Origin of the sequence: Thermus parvatiensis, from assembly GCF_001535545.1 — a bacterium.
Lineage (GTDB): Bacteria > Deinococcota > Deinococci > Deinococcales > Thermaceae > Thermus > Thermus parvatiensis.
Genome location: NZ_CP014142.1, coordinates 97,752 through 114,585 on the forward strand (window position 1 = coordinate 97,752; position 16,834 = coordinate 114,585).

Consider the following 16,834-nt stretch of genomic DNA (forward strand, 5'->3'; position numbering starts at 1 on the left):
GGGGAGTATAGCGCTTCGGGGCTTTTCGTATGTCGCGGGGGCTCGCTGGGGTGAGGTGGCGGGAAGTGAGAGCACGTGAGCGCTGGGGTGAAGTGGTGTGCACTATTTCCCAACTGTTTGCACCTCCCCTCGGGGTCGTGCCTTTCCCCCTGGAGCACCGGGTTGAAGACCCGGAAGTAGGGGGCGGCGTCCACCCCCAGGCCCCCCGCCCACTGCCAGCCCTGGAGGTTCACCGCCCGGTCCCCGTCCAGGAGGAGGTGGCGGAAGGCTTCCTCCGCCCTTTTCCAGGGGAGGAGGAGGTACTTCACCGCAAACTGGGCCGCGTTCATCCGGGCCCGGTTGGAGAGGAAGCCCGTGGCGTGGAGCTCCCGCATGGCGGCGTCCACCAGGGGGACGCCGGTCCTCCCCTCGTACCAGGCGCGGAAGAGGGCCTCGTCCTCCTGCCAGGGGAGGGCCTGGAACCTCGGGTCCAGGGGCCTTTCCGCCATCCAAGGGAAGTGGTAGAGGAGGTGGTAGGAGAAGTCCCGCCAGAGGAGCTCCGCCACCCACTTCCTCGCTCCCTCCCCGCCCCGCCTTTCCGCCTCCCAGGCGGCAAGCCGCGGGGAGAGGACCCCGAGGGCGAAGTAGGGGGAAAGCCTCGAGCCCCCCTCCCCGTCCAGCCGGTCCCGTTCCTCGGCGTAGCGGGGAAGCTTGGCCTCGAGGAAGGCCCGAAGCCCCGCGAGGGCCGCCTCCTCCCCCGGCTCGGGGAGGGGAAGCCCCGGGTCTTCCCGGGGGATCTCCCCCTCCTCCGGCCCTTTGGGTAAGGCCTCGGGAGGGGGAAGGGGCGGGGCGGCTCCCCGGTAGAGGCGGCTAAAAGGGGTGTAGACCCGGTAGGGCTTGGGGAGGTCGGGGGGGAGGAGGTGGGGGGCGGGGAGGAGGTGGAGGGGGACGGGAAGGGCCTCTTGCACCCTCGCGTCCCGGTGGCGGCCATAGGGGGTGTAACTTCTTAGGGCGTAGACGGCCTTGGCCCGAAGCCTCTTCGCCGCCTCGGGCACCTTCTCCCAAGGGAGGCCCTCCAGGACCCAAAGGGCCCCGCCCCGGGCCCGGTAGGCCTCCCGCAGGGCCCGGACGTTCTCCAGGAACCAGGCCCGCCGCCTCGGGGTGGTCTTCAGGTTGTTGGGGTCCAGGACCACGAGGCCCACCACCGGCCCCTGGGCCAGGGCCTCTAGGAGGGCCGGGTGGTCGTGGAGGCGGAGGTCGCCCCGGTGCCAGACGAGAAAGAGGCCCATCAGGGGCTTTCCTCCAGTCTCGGGGGAAAGCGGGCGGCGAGGAAGGCCTTGGGGACGAGAAGGACCCGTTCCCAGGCCTTGAGGTGGGCCCGCCTTCCCAAGTTGTCGTAGCCGGAAAGCCTGAGCTTGTCCAGGATGCCCCGGTACTGCAAGGCGGCGAGGGCGATGGCCGCCCGGCCCACCTTGAGGTGGCCTAGGCCCGCAAGCCCCTCCCGGTAAAGGGCCCGGGCCTTCCCCTCCAGGTGGGCCATGAGGGCCCGGTACTCCGGCGTGATCCGCCCGGCCTCCAGGTCGCTCAGGTGCACCCCGTAGGCCTTCAGGAGCTCCGAGGGCAGGTAGACCCGGTCCCGCTCCAGGTCCTCCCCCACGTCCCGGAGGATGTTGGTGAGCTGCATGGCCTGCCCCAGCTTCACCGCCCGGGCTTCCGCCTCCTTGCCGCCCCCGGCGATGGGGGCCATCATCCGCCCCACGGTGCCCGCCACCTGGTAGCAGTAGCGGAGGAGCTCCGCCTCCGTCCCGAGCCGCACGGGGCCGAGGTCCGTTTGGAAGCCCTCCCGCATGTGGAGGAAGGCCTCAAAGGGGATGTCCCAGCGCTCCAGGGCCCAGGCGAGGCCCTTCTCCCACTCGGCGAGGGGCCTTCCCCGGTAGGCCCGCTCCACCCCCGCCCACCAGGCCTCGAGGGCCTCCGGGCCCCCGCCCTCCCCGTCCACCGCCTCGTCCCCCAGGCGGCAGGCGGCGTAGACCGCCCAGGCCCCCTTGCGGGCCTCCTTGGGGAAGAGGAGGCTTCCCAGGTAGAAGGTGGCAGAGTGAGCGCGGAGGACGCGGAGGAGGGCTTTCCAGTCGGGCTCCATACTTGCGGGCATTTTCATTCTAGGCGGCCTCGGGGACTTTTGCCCCGACTACACTCCGCAGAGATGTACAAAAGCTTGACAAAACCTATACATCGCCCTACCCTAAGGGCATGACCTCCTCCGGGGTGTACACCATCGCCGAGGTGGAAGCCATGACCGGCCTTTCCGCCGAGGTGCTCCGCCAGTGGGAGCGCCGCTACGGCTTCCCCAAGCCCCGGCGTACCCCGGGAGGGCATCGCCTCTATAGCGCGGAAGACGTGGAGGCCCTGAAGACGATCAAGCGCTGGCTGGAGGAGGGGGCCACGCCTAAAGCGGCCATCCGCCGCTACCTGGCCCAGGGGGTGCGCCCCGAGGACCTGGGGACCGGCCTCCTCGAGGCCCTCCTCCGGGGGGACCTCGCCGGGGCCGAGGCCCTCTTCCGCCGGGGGCTCAGGTTTTGGGGCCCGGAGGGCGTCCTGGAGCACCTCCTCCTCCCCGTTCTCCGGGAGGTGGGGGAGGCCTGGCACCGGGGGGAGATCGGGGTGGCGGAGGAGCACCTGGCCTCCACCTTTCTCCGGGCGAGGCTCCAGGAGCTTCTGGACCTCGCGGGCCTTCCTCCGGGGCCCCCCGTCCTCGTCACCACCCCTCCCGGGGAGCGGCACGAGATCGGGGCCATGCTCGCCGCCTACCACCTCCGCCGCAAAGGGGTCCCCGCCCTCTACCTCGGCCCCGACACCCCCCTCCCCGACCTCAGGGCCTTGGCCCGGCGGCTCGGGGCGGGGGCGGTGGTCCTCTCCGCCCTCCTTTCCGAGCCTTTAAGGGCCCTCCCCGACGGGGCCCTTAAGGACCTCGCCCCCCGGGTCTTCCTCGGGGGGCAGGGGGCGGGGCCGGAGGAGGCCAGGAGGCTCGGCGCCGAGTACATGGAGGACCTGAAGGGCCTCGCCGAGGCGCTTTGGCTCCCTAGGGGGCCGGAAAAGGAGGCGATATGAAGAGGTTTGCCCGGAAGGAAACCATCTACCTCAGGGGGGAGGAGGCCCGCACCCTCTACCGCCTGGAGGAGGGCCTGGTGCGGGTGGTGGAGCTCCTCCCCGACGGCCGCCTCATCACCCTGCGCCACGTTCTTCCCGGGGACTACTTCGGGGAGGAGGCCTTGGAGGGTAAGGCCTACCGCTACACCGCCGAGGCCATGACGGAGGCGGTGGTCCAGGGGCTGGACCCCAGGGCCATGGACCACGAGGCCCTGCACCGGGTGGCGCGGAACCTCGCCCGGCAGATGCGCCGGGTCCAGGCCTACGAGGCCCACCTGCAGACGGGGGAGCTCCGCGCCCGCATCGCCCGCTACCTCCTCTTCCTGGCGGACACCCCGCTTTCGGCCCGGGACAGGCAGGGCATCTACGTTACCGTCTCCCACGAGGAGATCGCCGACGCCACCGCCTCCATCCGCGAGTCCGTCTCCAAGGTCCTCGCCGACCTCCGCCGGGAGGGGCTCATCGCCACCGCCTACCGCAGGATCTACCTCCTGGACCTCGCCGCCTTGGAGCGGGAGGCGGGTGGCGTCCTGGAGGCGGCCTGAATGCTGGTCTTCGTCGTCGGCGGAACGGGCTTCGTGGGCCAGGAGGTGGTGCGCCTCCTTTTGGCGCGGGGCCACACCCCCCTGGTCCTCGCCCGCAGGTCCAGGCCCCTCCCCGAGGGAGCGGTCCTGGTGGAGGGGGACATCGCCCGGGAGGTGCCGGACCTCAAGGGGGCGGAGGCCGCCATCTACCTCGCGGGGATCATTCGGGAAAGGGGCCAGACCTTCCGGGCGGTGCACGTGGACGGGGTGAGGAACCTCCTAAGGGCCATGGAACGGGCCGGGGTGGGCCGCCTCCTCCACATGTCCGCCCTGGGGGCGAGGCCCGAGGCCCCAAGCCGTTACCACCGGACCAAGGCGGAAGGGGAGGCCCTGGTGCGCCAAAGCGGCTTCTCCCACGCCATCTTCCGCCCAAGCCTCATCTTCGGCCCCGGGGACGAGTTCTTTGGCGGTGTCCTGAGGGGCCTCGTCTGCGCCCCCTTGCCCTTCGTGCCCCTCATCGGGGACGGAAGCTTCCCCTTTAGGCCCGTGTACGTGGGGGACGTGGTGGAGGTCTTCGTGGGGGCCTTGGAGCGGGGCCTCGAGGGAACCTACGACCTGGTGGGGCCTAGGGAGTACACCTTCCGCGAGCTCCTCCAGCTGGTGATGGAGGTCCTGGGGCGGAGGAAGCCCTTTCTTTCCCTTCCCCTTTGGCTCATGGACCGCCTCGTCCCCCTCCTTTCCCCCTTGCCCTTTGCCCCCCTCACAAAGGACCAGTACCTCATGCTCAAGGAAGGGAACACCGCCCCCTTCCCCGAGGCCCTAAGGGAGCTTCTGCCCGCGCCCCAGGCCCTGGAGGAGGTCTTGCCCCAGTACCTCCGCTGTTAAGATTTAGCTCTTCGGGGTGAAGAAGAGGGGTTTGCCCGTGGAGGTAAGGGGGTGCGGTAAGCCTCCTTCATGGACTTCTTTGTCCCTAGGGCTAAGCTCACGGAGTACCTCCTCAACCCCAAACACCCCGAGGGGGGAAGCAAGGCCCGCTTCTTCATGGCCCTGGGTTTTTCCCCGGGGAATCCCGAGGCCCTGGAAAGGGCCTTGCTCCGCCATGCCGAGGAGGCGGAGGAGGTGGCCCGCAGACCGGGCTTCCTGGGCGAGGGTCTGGTGTGGGTCCTTAGGGGTCCCCTTCGCGGCCCTAGGCGGGAGGTTCTTTTGCAGAGCGTCCGGTATCTTGGGAAGGAGGGTGCGGCGGCCCGTTTGGTGACGGCCTACCCGTGGAGGGGGGGATGATCCGGGAGCACGATTTGGTGGTCCTGAAGCGGGACAAGGGGGAGTGGGGCCTCGAGGCCGTGGACGTGGGGACCGTAGTCCTCATCTACCCCCACGGGGGGTACATGGTGGAGTTCGTGGACCACGAAGGGAACACTTTGGCCCTTCTAGGCCTGGCGGAGGAGGAGGTCGCCCCCTTAAGGGGCCCCGCCCTCCTGCGGGCCAAGAGCCCTTGAGGGAAAGCCCGTAGGCCCGGCCCCCCGTGGCGGGGTCCAGCCTCTTCTTCCTCCCAGGTGAAGCCCCTACCTTGGGGCCGAGCCTGCCCGAGCGGTATGGGATGCCCGAATGAGGCTGGGGAAGCTTCTTTCGGGCCCCGGGGGTGCTTAGAGGCCGCCACCAAGGTGAACTGGGGCACGCTTCCAGGCCACGGCCGGGGTTACCCTTCCCCCCAAAGGGGGTGGCGGGTGGACCGCAGGCGTTTCCTCTCCGGTGCGGGGCTTTTTTGGCGGCGGGAGGCCTTTCCTTGGGCCGGGCCCAGGGGCGCGCGCCCAAGGGGGTGAACGGGGGCGGCTTTTACCGCTTCCGGGTAGGGGGGATCCAGGTGGTGGTCCTCTCCGACGGCCAGTCCCCTCCAGGCCCCCTCCTCCCCAACTGGGGGGCGAACCCGGAGCTCCAGGAGGTCTTCCGCAGGACGCTTGTGGAGCACTTCCTGGACCCGGAGACTACCCGTAACAACTTCAACCCGGTGCTCCTGGACCTGGGGGAGGCCAGGCTCCTCGTGGACACGGGGAGGGGTGCGGGAAGCGGGGGGCGGCTCCTCGCCCACCTGGAGCTTGCCGGCTACCTTCCCGAGGACATCACCCACGTCTTCCTCACCCACGGCCACCCCGACCACATCGGGGGACTGGTGGACGGGGAGGGGCGGCCCGTCTTCGCCAAGGCGGAGCACCTCATGGGCCGGGTGGACCTCGAGTTCTGGCTTCAAAACCCCTCGCCCGCAGTGCAAAGGGCCCTCGTGCCCCTTAAGGAGCGCGTCCGGCCCGTGGAGGACGGGGAGGAGATCCTCCCGGGGGTGCGGGCGGTGGCCTCCTTCGGCCACACCCCGGGGCACATGAGCCTCGAGGCCACCTCCGAGGGAAAGGGGTTCTTCATTTTTGGGGATGCGGCGGGCCACTACCTCCTCTCCCTCCGCTTCCCCCAGGCCTACCTGGGCTTTGACATGGACAAGGCGCAGGTGGTGCGGACCCGGGCCCGCCTCTTCCAGAAGGTCTCGGAGAAGCGGAGCCTGATCACCGCCTACCACTTCCCCTGGCCCGCCGTTGGGTACATCCGGCGGGAAGGGGAGGGCTACGCCTTCGTCCCGGCCTTCTTTGAGTTTTAGGGCCTCTTCCCGGGACCTCGAGGCCCTTATGGGGAGGGTGGAGGCCTCTGGAGTCCTCGCCGTCCACCCTCCCCGGTTCGGGGGCCCTAAGTGGCGGGATCAATGCGCGGACGCTCAGGGCTGGGCCCGCGCGATCCGCTCCCGGTACCAGAGGGCGCTCCTTTTAGGGATGCGCCTCTGGCTGGGGAAGTCCACGTAGTAGAGGCCGAAGCGCCGGGTGTAGCCGAAGGCCCACTCAAAGTTGTCCATGAGGCTCCAGACGAAGTAGCCCCTGAGGTCCACCCCTTCCTCCCGGGCCCGGAGGGCGGCCTCCACGTGGGCCTCGAGGTAGGCCACCCGCTCAGGGTCCTCCACGACGGCCTCTCCCGTCCAGAGGTCGGGATAGGCGGCCCCGTTTTCCGTGATGTAAAGGGGCCAGGGCACCTCCCGGCCGAGGCGCTTCAAGAGGTGGTAAAGCCCCTCGGGGTAGACCTCCCACCCCATGGCCGTGACCGGCCCTTCCGGGGGAAGGTAGCGCACGGGCAAAGGCCCCGTCCCCGGGGCCACGCGGACGGGGGCGTAGTAGTTCACCCCCAGGAAGTCCAGGGGCCTGGCGATCGCCTCCAGGTCACGGGAGAGGATGGGAGTGGGCGGGGGGTCTTGAAAGGGGCTTTCGGGATACCCCCTGCCCAGGATGGGGTCCAGGAAGTAGCGGTTGTGGTAGCGGTCAGCCACGTCCACCGCCTCGGGGTCCTCGCCGTACACCGGGGCGAAGTTGAGGACGATCCCTACCCGCTTCGCCCCCGCGGCCCTCAAGGCCTCCACGGCGAGGCCGTGCCCCAGGAGGAGGTGGTGGGCGGCGCGAAGGGCTGCCTCCAGGTTTCTGAGGCCGGGGGCGTGTTCCCCCGTCCAGTGCCCGAGGAAGGCCGAGCACCAGGGCTCGTTCAGGGTAGCGAAGAAGGGCACCCGGTCGGCGAGGGTCCGGGCCACCGCCTCGGCGTACTCGGCGAAGGCGAAGGCCGTCTCCCGGCTCCGCCAGCCTCCCCGGTCCTCCAGGGCCTGGGGCAGGTCCCAGTGGTAGAGGGTGAGGAAGGGCGTGATCCCCGAAGCGAGCAGCCGGTCCACCAGGCGGTCGTAGAAGGCGAGGCCCTTGGGGTTGATCCGTCCCCGGCCCTCGGGGAGGATCCGGGGCCAGGCCACGGAGAAGCGGTAGGCCCCCACCCCGAGGGATTGCATCAGGGCGATGTCCTCCTCGTAGCGGCGGTAGTGGTCGCAGGCGGGCTCCCCTGTGCTTCCGTCCCGGATGGCCCCCGGGCGCTGGGCGAAGGTGTCCCAGATGGAAGGCCCCCGCCCGTCCTCCTGGGTGGCCCCCTCGATCTGGTAGGCGCTGGTGGCTACCCCCCACAGAAACTTTTCGGCGTTCTCGGCCATGCGCGTTCCTCCTCCCAACGCCTAGCCCTTCACCGCCCCGGCAGTGAGGCCTTGGATGAGCTGGCGCTGCGCGAAGAAGAAGACGACGAGGACGGGCAGCGTGGCCACCGTGGCGGCGGCCATGACCAGGTCGTAGCGGTTCTGGTAGTTGCCCACGAAGTTGCGGATGCCCACGGGAATGGTGGCTGTGGCCTCGGTGGTGAGGACCTGGGCGAAGAGGAGCTCGTCCCAGGCGGTGAGGAAGATGTAGACGGCCGTGGCCGCGAGGCCCGGGAGGGCCAGGGGCAGGATCACCCGGTGGAAGGCCTGGAAGGGCGTGGCCCCGTCCACCATGGCCGCCTCGTAGAGCTCCTGGGGGATGGCCTGGAGGGCTGCCAGGTAGGTGACCATGACGAAGGGCCAGCTCCGCCACACCGTGGGCAGGACGATGGCCACGAAGGTGAGGGGGCCGATGAGCCAGTGGGGCTTTTGCGGAAGGAGGCCGAGAACGTCCACGAGGAGGTGGTTGATGACCCCTTCCTTGAGCCATATGAAGCCCCAAAGGAGCCCCACCACGTAGCTCGGCACCACCCAGGGGAGGAGGATGAGGCTCCGCCAAAGCCCCCGGAGGAAGAGGGGCCGGTTCAGGAGGTGGGCCACCAAAAGCCCCAGGGAGAGGTTCAAGGCGTTGACCACCAGGGTGTAGAGGAGGGTGGTGCGCACTCCTGGGAGACCCGGGCGGTGCCGTTGAGAACCCGGGACACCGTGGCCGGGGAAACGCCCGCGCGACGGGCCACTTCGGCGATGGTGGGGCCGCCTAGGATTTAAGGCCTACGAGGAGCTCTCCCTGCCCGCCTTGGCCCGGCCCCACCTCGAGGCCCTGCGGGACGCCACCCTGGAGACCGTCCACCTGGCGGTCCTGGACGGGAAGGAAGTGGTCTACATTGACAAGGTGCCGGGCAAAAGGGAGCTCCTTCTCGCCAGCCAGATCGGGAGCCGCTTCCCCGCCCAGTCCACCGCCTTGGGCAAGGCCCTTCTCGCTTTCCTGCCGGAGGAGAGGTGGCCCATGGCTTTTACCCCGGGGCTCAAACGCACCCCCAACACCCTGAGCGACTTCGCCCGCTTCCGGGAGGAGCTCCTCGCCACAAGGGCCCGGGGCTACGCCCTGGACCTCGAGAAGAACGAGCCCGGCGTGCGGTGCGTGGCCGCCCCCATCCTCAACGGCCGGGGCGAGCCCGTGGCCGCCGTGAGCGTCTCCACCGCCGCCATTTACCTGGACGAGGAGAGGCTTTCCGAGGTGGCGGCCGAGGTGGTCAGGACCGCCCAGAGGATCAGCCGGGAGCTTGGGGGCTAAGGAGGTGGCTTAAGCGCTGGGCCCCGGAATACCCCTCCTACGCCCCCAAGGACCCCGTGGTGGACCTGGAGGAGGCGAGAAGGCGCTACCTGCGCCTGGCGAGGGATCTCGCCCGAGGGTAGGCGGGGGTACACTCCCGGGGCGGGCTTCCCCGGTAGAGTGCGGGCATGTTCAGGCGAAGGACCCGGAAAAGGCCCTCGAGGCCATCGCCCTCTTCCGCTACGCCCTGGCGGCCCTCTTCCTCCTCCTGGGCCTCCCCATGGCCCCGCCCAGGGTACCGCCCCCTGGTGCGCCGTTAAGATGCTCCCATGAAGCGCCTTTCCCTGAGGGAGGCCTGGCCCTACCTGAAAGACCTCCAGCAAGACCCCCTCGCCGTCCTGCTGGAGTGGGGCCGGGCCCACCCCCGGCTCTTCCTTCCCCTGCCCCGCTTCCCCCTGGCCCTGATCTTTGACCCCGAGGGGGTGGAGGGGGCGCTCCTCGCCGAGGGGACCACCAAGGCCACCTTCCAGTACCGGGCCCTCTCCCGCCTCACGGGGAGGGGCCTCCTCACCGACTGGGGGAAAAGCTGGAAGGAGGCGCGCAAGGCCCTCAAAGACCCCTTCCTGCCGAAGAGCGTCCGCGGCTACCGGGAGGCCATGGAGGAGGAGGCCCGGGCCTTCTTCGGGGAGTGGCGGGGGGAGGAGCGGGACCTGGACCACGAGATGCTCGCCCTCTCCCTGCGCCTCCTCGGGCGGGCCCTCTTCGGGGAGCCCCTCTCCCCAAGCCTCGCGGAGCACGCCCTTAAGGCCCTGGACCGGATCATGGCCCAGACCCGAAGCCCCCTGGCCCTCCTGGACCTCGCCGCCGAAGCCCGCTTCCGGAAGGACCGGGGGGCCCTCTACCGCGAGGCGGAGGCCCTCATCGTCCACCCGCCCCTCTCCCACCTTCCCCGAGAGCGCGCCCTGAGCGAGGCCGTGACCCTCCTGGTGGCGGGCCACGAGACGGTGGCGAGCGCCCTCACCTGGTCCTTTCTCCTCCTCTCCCACCGCCCGGACTGGCAGAAGCGGGTGGCCGAGAGCGAGGAGGCGGCCCTCGCCGCCTTCCAGGAGGCCCTGAGGCTCTACCCCCCCGCCTGGATCCTCACCCGGAGGCTGGGAAGGCCCCTCCTCCTGGGAGAGGACCGGCTCCCCCGGGCACCACCCTGGTCCTCTCCCCTACGTGACCCAGAGGCTCCACTTCCCCGATGGGGAGGCCTTCCGGCCCGAGCGCTTCCTGGAGGAAAGGGGGACCCCTTCCGGGCGCTACTTCCCCTTTGGCCTGGGGCAGAGGCTCTGCCTGGGGCGGGACTTCGCCCTCCTCGAGGGCCCCATCGTCCTCAGGGCCTTCTTCCGCCGCTTCCGCCTAGACCCCCTCCCCTTCCCCCGGGTCCTCGCCCAGGTCACCCTGAGGCCCGAAGGCGGGCTTCCCGCGCGGCCTAGGAAGGGGGTGCGGGCGTGACCTACCTGGCCTTCCACCTCGTCTTCCTCCTCCCGCCCCTGCTCATCCTCCTGGCCACGGGCTTTCCCCGGCCCCCCAGGCTCTGGGCCTACCTCCTCATGCCCCTCATCGCCCTCGTCTACACCACCCCCTGGGACAACTACCTGGTGTGGCAGGGGGTCTGGGGCTACCCGGAGGGGAGGGTCCTCCTGCGCCTCGGCTACGTGCCCCTGGAGGAGTACCTCTTCTTCCTCCTCCAGCCCCTCCTCACCGGGGCCTTCCTCCACCGGGTGGCGGGGGCGCCGCCCCCAGGGGCAGGCGGCCTCGCCCGGGTGGCGGGGGGCGGGATGTGGCTTCTTCTGGCCGCCCTGGGGGTCCTCCTCCTGGCCCTGGGAGGGCGGTACCTCTACCTGGGGCTCACCCTCGCCTACTTCGCCCCCGTCTTCGTCCTGCAGTGGGCCTTCGGAGGAGACCTCCTCTGGGGCTGGCGGCGGGCCCTCCTCCTCGGGGCGGGCCTCCCCACCCTCTACCTCTGGTTCGCCGACGCCTGGGCCATCCGGGAGGGGATCTGGTGGATCTCCCCCCGGTACACCCTGGGCCTTGGGGCCTTTGGGCTCCCCCTGGAGGAGATGGCCTTCTTCCTCTTCACCAACCTGGCCGTGGTCCAGGGCCTCCTCCTCGCCTGGCACCCCGAGGCCCTGAGGCGCCTAAGATAGCCCCGTGGCCGACCTCTGGAAGACCCTAAAGGAAAGGCCCACGGGCAAGGCCCTGCGCCTCCTGGTGGAGGCCCTGGTCCTCCGGAGCCTCAAGGAAAGCCTCCGGGGAGTCTACCTGCGGGGGGAGGCGCCCGAAGGTCCCCTGGTCCTCGCCCTGAACCACCACGGCTTCTTTGACGGCCACCTGGCGTGGCTTCTGGGGAAGCTCTGCCGTAGGCCCCTAAGCCTCCTCGTGGCCGAGGAGAACCTTCGGGCCTACCCCGTGCTGAAGCTCGCCGGGGCCCTCGAGGCGGGAAGGGTCCGGGAGGCCCTGCGAAGGCTCAGGCGGGGGAGTGGGTGGCCCTCTTCCCCGAGGGGGAGATGCGCTACCCTGGGCCCCTGGGGCCCCTCAGGGAGGGGGCCAACTGGCTCGCGGGGAAGGCGGGGGTTCCCCTCCTCCCCGTGGCCCTAAGGGTGGTCCTCCGGGGGTACGAGCACCCCGAGGCCTTCGTCTGGATCGGGAAGCCCGTCCCCCCCGGGGAGGAAGCCGGAGCCCTAGGGGGGCTTCTCCAGGCGCTGGACGCCCTCCTCGCCAAAACCCACCCCCGGGAGGTGCCGGAGGGCTTCCGGGAGGTGCTTCGGGGGAGGCGGAGCCTGGAGGAAAGGGTGCTTCCCCTGGTGAGGCTGCTCCGGCCATGAGCGGGGACTTCTTCTTCGGGGTCTTCCTCTTCCTCCTCCTGAGGTGGCTCGCCCTCCTCTTTAACCTTCTCGCCTTCCCCCGCCTAAGGCCCCACCCCACGCCCCCAAGGCCCACGGCCTCCCTCCTCGTCCCGGCGAGGAACGAGGCGGAAAACCTAAAGAAGACCCTCCCCGTCCTCCTCCGCCAGGGGGCCCTCGAGGTCCTCGTCCTGGACGACCTCTCCGAGGACGGCACCGCCCAAGCCGCCCTGGAGGTGGCCGGGCACCACCCCGCCTTCCGCCTCCTCCGGGGCACCCCCCTGCCCCCGGGCTGGACGGGGAAGAACTGGGCCTGCTTCCAGCTCGCCCAGGAGGCGCGGGGGGAGGTCTTGGTCTTCACCGACGCCGACGTCCTCTGGGAGGAGGGGGCCCTCGGCGGGCTTCTGGAGGCCCTGGAGGGAAAGGAGATGGTCTCCGCCCTCCCCCGGCAGGAGGTGGACCTTAGGGAGGGCGCCCTGGTGGCCTTCGTGATGAACGGGCTCTTCTCCTTCCTCCCCCACCCCCTTCTGGAAGGGCTACGGGTGGCGAACGGCCAGGTGCTGGCCTTCCGTAGGGAAGCCTACCTCGCCCTCGGGGGCACGAGGCGGTGAAGGGAGAGGTCCTGGAGGACGTGGCCCTGGCCCGAAGGGCGCGGACCTACGGCCTCTTCCTGGGCGGGGGGCTTTTCCGGGCGCGGATGTACCGGGGCTATGGGGAGGCGGTGGCGGGCTTTGCGAAGAACTTTCTGGCGGTCCACCTGAAGAACCCCGCCGTCCTCCTGGGCTCCGCCTTCTACCACCTCGCCCTCTACACCCTGCCCTGGTTCTTCGGGCGGTGGGAGCTCGGGCTCATGGGCCTCCTGGAGCGGCTTTGGGTGCAGAAGGCCCTCGGGGGGCCCCTCTGGCCCGCCCTCCTCACGCCCCTCGCCCCCTTCTCCTCCTCCCCGTCTACCTCCTGGCCCTCCTCCCGGGGAGGCGGTGGAAGGGGCGGAAGGTGTAGGGGGCGTGGCCTCTGAACTAGACAGACCGGTCTTTTCCGTGTACCCTGAGGGGGTGAAGGCCATCTGGCAACTCCAAGAGGCCAAAGCCCGCTTTTCCGAGGTGGTGGAGCGGGCCCTCAAGGGGGAGCCCCAGCTCGTCCTCCGGCGGGGTAAGAAGGCGGTGGTGGTGCTGGACTGGGAGACCTACGCCCGGCTCACGGGGGAAGAGGCCTCGGTCCTCGAGGCCCTAAGACCCCCCAAGACCCTCCCCAATGAGGAGGTGGAAGCCCTCTTCCAAAGGCAAAAGACGGGCTTCCGGGAGGTGGACTTCTGAGGTACCTGCTGGACACCAACGTGGTCTCCGAGGCCGTCAAGCGGCGGCCTCACCCCAAGGTGGTGGCCTTCCTGCGCCACCTTAAAGTGGGGGAGGCGTACCTCTCCGCCCTCACCTTGGGCGAACTGGTCCAGGGGGTGGCCCGGGCCCCGGAGGCCCGAAGGGCCATCCTCAGCCGATGGCTCTCGGGGCTGAAGGCGAGCTTCTCGGGGCGGATCCTTCCCCTGGACGCCGAGGTGATGGAGCTCTGGGGCGAGCTCACCGGAAACGCCATGAGGGAGGGCAAGCCCCTCTCTCCCCTAGACGCCATGCTGGCGGCCACGGCCCTGCGGCACGGCCTGATCCTGGCCACCCGGAACACCGAGGACTTCCGCCACGTTCCCGTGCCCCTCGTGAACCCCTGGGAAGGGTAACCCTAGGCGGCCTCACAGGCCCACCTTCTCCTCCGGGGTAATCCCTGTGTGGGCCAGGCCCAACTCGGCGGGGGAGTGGCCTGGTAGACTCCTCCCCATGCGGGCCATCGTCATCGGAAGCGGGGTAGGAGGGCTCTCCGCGGCCATCCGCCTCGCCGCCATGGGCCTTCAGGTCCTGGTCCTGGAAAAGCTCCCGGGGCCCGGAGGCCGGGCCTTCGTCCACCGGGCGGAGGGCTTCACCTTTGACATGGGGCCCACGGTGATCACCGTCCCCCCTTTCCTGGAGGACCTCTTCGCCACCGCTCCAGGCGACCCCAGGCTCTACCCCGACTTCCCGGAGGAGGAAGGGCTTAAGCACACGGAGCGCTACGTGAGGCTCGTCCCCTTGGACCCCTTCTACCGCCTCCACTTCCCGGACGGCACCTACTTTGACTACAAGGACGACCCCGAGCACCTGGAGGGCGAGGTCGCCCGCCTCGCCCCGGAGGACCTCGAGGGCTACCGCCGCTTTGAGGCCCACGCCAAGGCCCTCTTCCAGAAGGGCTTTCTGGAACTCGGCTTCACCCACTTCGGAAGCCTCCTGGACCTCCTCAAGGTGGCCCCGGACCTCCTCCGCCTGGACGCGGTGCGGCCCCTTTTCGGCGTGGTCTCCCGCTACTTCAAGAACCCCAAGACCCGGCAGATCTTCTCCTTTGAGCCCCTCCTCATCGGAGGGAACCCCCTCCAGGTGCCCGCCCTCTACGCCATGATCCACTTCGTGGAGCGGCGCTGGGGGTGCACTTCGCCATGGGGGGGACGGGGGCCTTGGTGCGGGGGCTCGTCAGGAAGCTGGAGGAGCTTGGCGGGGAGATCCGCTATGGCGCCCCCGTGCGCCGCATCCTCACCAAGGGGCGGCGCGCCGTGGGGGTGGTCCTCCAGGACGGGGAGAAGCTCGCGGCCGACCTCGTGGTCTCCAACGCCGACTACGTCCACACCTACGGCGAGCTCCTCGCCCCCGAGGACCGCACCTGGAACGGCGACTGGCGCCTCAAGCGCACCAGGCTCTCCATGAGCCTCTTCGTGGCCTACTTCGGCTTCCGGGCCCGGGGGGACGAGGGGGAAAGGCTCAAGCACCACAACGTCCTCTTCTCCCACCGCTACGAGGGGCTTCTCCGGGACATCTTCTGGCGGAAGGTCCTCCCCGAGGACTTCGCCCACTACCTCCACCTCCCCACCCTCACCGACCCCTCCCTGGCCCCTCCCGGGCACCACGCCGCCTACACCCTGATCCCTGTGCCCCACAACGGGAGCGGCCTGGACTGGGGGAGGCTCGGCCCAGCGTACCTGGAAAAGGCCCTCCGCTACCTGGACGAGGCGGGGTACCTCCCCGGGCTCATGGACCGCCTGGTCTACACCCACTTCATCACCCCGGACTACTTCCAGTGGACCCTGAATAGCCACCTGGGCAACGCCTTCGGTCCCGAGCCCGTGCTCTGGCAGACGGCCTCCTTCAGGCCCAAGAACCGCTCCGAGGACGTGAAGGGGCTCTACCTGGTGGGGCAGAGCTACCAGCCGGGGGCAGGGCTTCCCAGCGTGATGATGTCCGCCAAGATCACGGCCCGGCTCATCGCCCACGACCTGGGCCTGGAAAAGGCCCCTAAGGGCCTTCTGGAGGCGCGGGGGTGAACATCCGGGAGAGGAAGCGGAAGCACCTCGAGGCCTGCCTGGAAGGCGAGGTGGCCTACCAGAAGACCACCACGGGGCTGGAAGGCTTCCGCCTCCGCTACCAGGCCCTGGCGGGCCTCGCCCTGAGCGAGGTGGACCTCACCACCCCCTTCCTGGGGAAGACCCTGAAGGCCCCCTTCCTCATCGGGGCCATGACCGGGGGGAGGAAAACGGGGAGAGGATCAACCTGGCCCTGGCGGAGGCCGCGGAGGCCTTAGGGGTGGGGATGATGCTGGGCTCGGGCAGGATCCTTCTGGAGCGCCCCGAGGCCCTAAGGAGCTTCCGGGTGCGGAAGGTGGCCCCAAAGGCGCTCCTCATCGCCAACCTGGGCCTCGCCCAGCTCAGGCGCTACGGGCGGGACGACCTCCTCCGGCTCGTGGAGGCCCTGGAGGCGGACGCCCTCGCCTTCCACGTGAACCCCCTGCAGGAGGCGGTGCAGCGGGGGACACGGACTTCCGGGGCCTTTTGGAGAGGCTCGCCGAACTCCTCCCCCTCCCCTTCCCCGTGATGGTGAAGGAGGTGGGGCACGGCCTCTCCCAGGAGGCGGCCCTGGCCCTACGGGACCTCCCCCTGGCGGCGGTGGACGTGGCCGGGGCCGGGGGACGAGCTGGGCCCGGGTGGAGGAGTGGGTGCGCTTCGGGGAGGTGCGCCACCCGGAGCTCTGCGAGATCGGGATCCCCACGGCGCGGGCCATCCTCGAGGTGCGGGAGGTCCTGCCCCACCTCCCCCTCGTGGCCTCCGGCGGGGTCTACACGGGGACGGACGGGGCCAAGGCCCTGGCCCTGGGGGCGGACCTCCTGGCGGCGGCCCGCCCCCTCCTCAGGCCCGCCCTGGAGGGGGCGGAAAGGGTGGCCGCCTGGATCGGGGACTACCTGGAGGAGCTCAGGACCGCCCTCTTCGCTATCGGGGCCAAGAGCCCGAAGGAGGCCCGGGGGCGGGTGGAGCGGGTGTAGACTGGAGGCGTGAGGGGCGTGAGGGCCCCGGAAGAAAGCCTTCGCGAAGTCCTCGCCCGCTTTCCCCAGGTCCAGGCCGCCTTCCTCTTCGGCTCCCGCGCCGAGGGAAGGGCGCGGGCGGACAGCGACTGGGACCTCGCCCTCCTCCTCTCCCCGGAGGAGCCCGACCCCACCCTCGAGGTCCTGGGGGCCCTGGTGGAAGCGGGGCTGGAACGGGTGGACCTGGTCCTCCTCCACAGGGCCCCGCCCCTTCTCGCCTTCCTCGCCGTGATGGGGAAGCCCGTCTTTCTCCGCGAAGGTTTTGACCTCGGAAGCTACGTCTCCCGCGTGGCCCGAGAATGGTGGGACACCGAGCCCCTCCTTCGGGTCCAGCGGGAGGCCATAAAACGGAGGTGGCTTGACCCCAGGACTTTACCCACATCTCCGTTTCGTGGTAAATCTCCCCTTGCGGGCGCAGCCCGTATCTGGTACCGGGGGTGATCCATGGACATGCTCAAGGTGGCCGAGGCCAGGCTCCAGGAGTTCACGGGCCGTTTTGCGAGCGTTTTCC

The 16,834-nt window shown here is 70.0% G+C and carries 14 protein-coding genes and 7 pseudogenes; 16 read left to right on the top strand and 5 right to left on the bottom strand.

The window, feature by feature from the left end:
• Positions 1-122: 122 nt before the first annotated feature.
• Positions 123-1,268, bottom strand: a pseudogene (phr, locus tag AV541_RS10685) (deoxyribodipyrimidine photo-lyase); the annotation flags it as partial.
• Complete coding sequence (locus tag AV541_RS10690; RefSeq protein ID WP_060384877.1) at positions 1,268-2,119, bottom strand: phytoene/squalene synthase family protein; 852 nt, start codon at positions 2,117-2,119, stop codon at positions 1,268-1,270. The gene AV541_RS10690 and the pseudogene phr, both read right to left, overlap by 1 nt.
• 110 nt (positions 2,120-2,229) lie before the next feature.
• On the opposite strand from AV541_RS10690, the gene carH reads away from it, so the two are divergent.
• The 6 genes from carH (at position 2,230) to AV541_RS10725 (ending at position 6,291) form a co-directional block, all read left to right on the top strand.
• Positions 2,230-3,087, top strand: a complete 858-nt coding sequence (gene carH / locus AV541_RS10695; protein ID WP_060384878.1) for an HTH-type transcriptional repressor CarH — start codon at positions 2,230-2,232, stop codon at positions 3,085-3,087.
• Positions 3,084-3,671 (top strand): transcriptional regulator LdrP, encoded by a 588-nt coding sequence (gene ldrP / locus AV541_RS10700; protein ID WP_008631462.1) that lies wholly within the window; start codon positions 3,084-3,086, stop codon positions 3,669-3,671. The genes carH and ldrP overlap by 4 nt, the downstream gene beginning before the upstream one ends.
• Positions 3,672-4,535 (top strand): complex I NDUFA9 subunit family protein, encoded by an 864-nt coding sequence (locus AV541_RS10705; RefSeq protein ID WP_060384879.1) that lies wholly within the window; start codon positions 3,672-3,674, stop codon positions 4,533-4,535.
• A 69-nt stretch (positions 4,536-4,604) separates the two neighbouring features.
• Positions 4,605-4,931, top strand: a complete 327-nt coding sequence (locus AV541_RS10710) for a DUF6883 domain-containing protein (RefSeq protein ID WP_008631466.1) — start codon at positions 4,605-4,607, stop codon at positions 4,929-4,931.
• On the top strand, positions 4,928-5,146 hold the full coding sequence (locus AV541_RS10715) for a DUF4926 domain-containing protein (RefSeq protein ID WP_008631468.1): 219 nt from the start codon (positions 4,928-4,930) through the stop codon (positions 5,144-5,146). The genes AV541_RS10710 and AV541_RS10715 overlap by 4 nt, the downstream gene beginning before the upstream one ends.
• Positions 5,147-5,433: 287 nt before the next feature.
• A complete protein-coding gene (locus AV541_RS10725; protein ID WP_060384881.1) occupies positions 5,434-6,291 on the top strand; it encodes an MBL fold metallo-hydrolase in 858 nt (285 codons plus the stop codon).
• A 114-nt stretch (positions 6,292-6,405) separates the two neighbouring features.
• Here AV541_RS10725 and AV541_RS10730 read toward each other — a convergent pair whose 3' ends face one another.
• The 3 genes and pseudogenes from AV541_RS10730 to AV541_RS11325 all read right to left on the bottom strand — a co-directional run.
• Entirely contained in the window at positions 6,406-7,701 is a 1,296-nt protein-coding gene (locus AV541_RS10730) for a GH1 family beta-glucosidase (RefSeq protein WP_060384882.1), read from the bottom strand.
• Between the two features lie 21 nt (positions 7,702-7,722).
• Entirely contained in the window at positions 7,723-8,403 is a 681-nt protein-coding gene (locus AV541_RS11725) for a carbohydrate ABC transporter permease (RefSeq protein ID WP_082709710.1), read from the bottom strand.
• Positions 8,403-8,504 (bottom strand): annotated as a pseudogene (locus AV541_RS11325) (LacI family DNA-binding transcriptional regulator); the annotation flags it as partial. The gene AV541_RS11725 and the pseudogene AV541_RS11325, both read right to left, overlap by 1 nt.
• A 32-nt stretch (positions 8,505-8,536) precedes the next feature.
• On the opposite strand from AV541_RS11325, the gene AV541_RS10740 reads away from it, so the two are divergent.
• From AV541_RS10740 to mntA, 10 genes and pseudogenes are all read left to right on the top strand, one after another.
• Positions 8,537-9,034 carry an IclR family transcriptional regulator gene (locus AV541_RS10740; protein ID WP_235283805.1) on the top strand — a complete coding sequence of 166 codons (498 nt, stop codon included), beginning with the start codon at positions 8,537-8,539 and terminating at the stop codon, positions 9,032-9,034.
• Positions 9,035-9,342: 308 nt separating this feature from the next.
• Positions 9,343-10,510 (top strand): annotated as a pseudogene (locus AV541_RS13640) (cytochrome P450).
• Positions 10,507-11,205 (top strand): lycopene cyclase domain-containing protein, encoded by a 699-nt coding sequence (locus AV541_RS10750; protein ID WP_060384883.1) that lies wholly within the window; start codon positions 10,507-10,509, stop codon positions 11,203-11,205. The pseudogene AV541_RS13640 and the gene AV541_RS10750 overlap by 4 nt, the downstream one beginning before the upstream one ends.
• A gap of 4 nt (positions 11,206-11,209) precedes the next feature.
• Positions 11,210-11,883 (top strand): annotated as a pseudogene (locus AV541_RS10755) (lysophospholipid acyltransferase family protein).
• Positions 11,880-12,900: pseudogene (locus tag AV541_RS10760) on the top strand (glycosyltransferase family 2 protein). Before AV541_RS10755 ends, AV541_RS10760 begins: the two co-directional pseudogenes overlap by 4 nt.
• A gap of 53 nt (positions 12,901-12,953) precedes the next feature.
• A complete protein-coding gene (locus tag AV541_RS10765; RefSeq protein ID WP_011229190.1) occupies positions 12,954-13,214 on the top strand; it encodes a type II toxin-antitoxin system Phd/YefM family antitoxin in 261 nt (86 codons plus the stop codon).
• On the top strand, positions 13,211-13,627 hold the full coding sequence (locus AV541_RS10770; RefSeq protein WP_014511247.1) for a type II toxin-antitoxin system VapC family toxin: 417 nt from the start codon (positions 13,211-13,213) through the stop codon (positions 13,625-13,627). Before AV541_RS10765 ends, AV541_RS10770 begins: the two co-directional genes overlap by 4 nt.
• Positions 13,628-13,724: 97 nt before the next feature.
• Positions 13,725-15,292 (top strand): annotated as a pseudogene (gene crtI, locus AV541_RS10775) (phytoene desaturase family protein).
• Positions 15,289-16,284 (top strand): annotated as a pseudogene (gene fni, locus AV541_RS13255) (type 2 isopentenyl-diphosphate Delta-isomerase). Before crtI ends, fni begins: the two co-directional pseudogenes overlap by 4 nt.
• A 9-nt stretch (positions 16,285-16,293) precedes the next feature.
• A complete protein-coding gene (mntA, locus tag AV541_RS10785; protein ID WP_060384884.1) occupies positions 16,294-16,764 on the top strand; it encodes a type VII toxin-antitoxin system MntA family adenylyltransferase antitoxin in 471 nt (156 codons plus the stop codon).
• The last annotated feature ends 70 nt before the right edge of the window (positions 16,765-16,834 follow it).

Excerpts from the sequence above, each read along its gene's own strand:
- AV541_RS10690 (WP_060384877.1), bottom strand. The coding sequence starts at position 2,119 with ATGGAGCCCGACTGGAAAGCCCTCCTCCGCGTCCTCCGCGCTCACTCT.
- carH (WP_060384878.1), top strand. The coding sequence starts at position 2,230 with ATGACCTCCTCCGGGGTGTACACCATCGCCGAGGTGGAAGCCATGACC.
- ldrP (WP_008631462.1), top strand. The coding sequence starts at position 3,084 with ATGAAGAGGTTTGCCCGGAAGGAAACCATCTACCTCAGGGGGGAGGAG.
- AV541_RS10705 (WP_060384879.1), top strand. The coding sequence starts at position 3,672 with ATGCTGGTCTTCGTCGTCGGCGGAACGGGCTTCGTGGGCCAGGAGGTG.
- AV541_RS10710 (WP_008631466.1), top strand. The coding sequence starts at position 4,605 with ATGGACTTCTTTGTCCCTAGGGCTAAGCTCACGGAGTACCTCCTCAAC.
- AV541_RS10715 (WP_008631468.1), top strand. The coding sequence starts at position 4,928 with ATGATCCGGGAGCACGATTTGGTGGTCCTGAAGCGGGACAAGGGGGAG.
- AV541_RS10730 (WP_060384882.1), bottom strand. The coding sequence starts at position 7,701 with ATGGCCGAGAACGCCGAAAAGTTTCTGTGGGGGGTAGCCACCAGCGCC.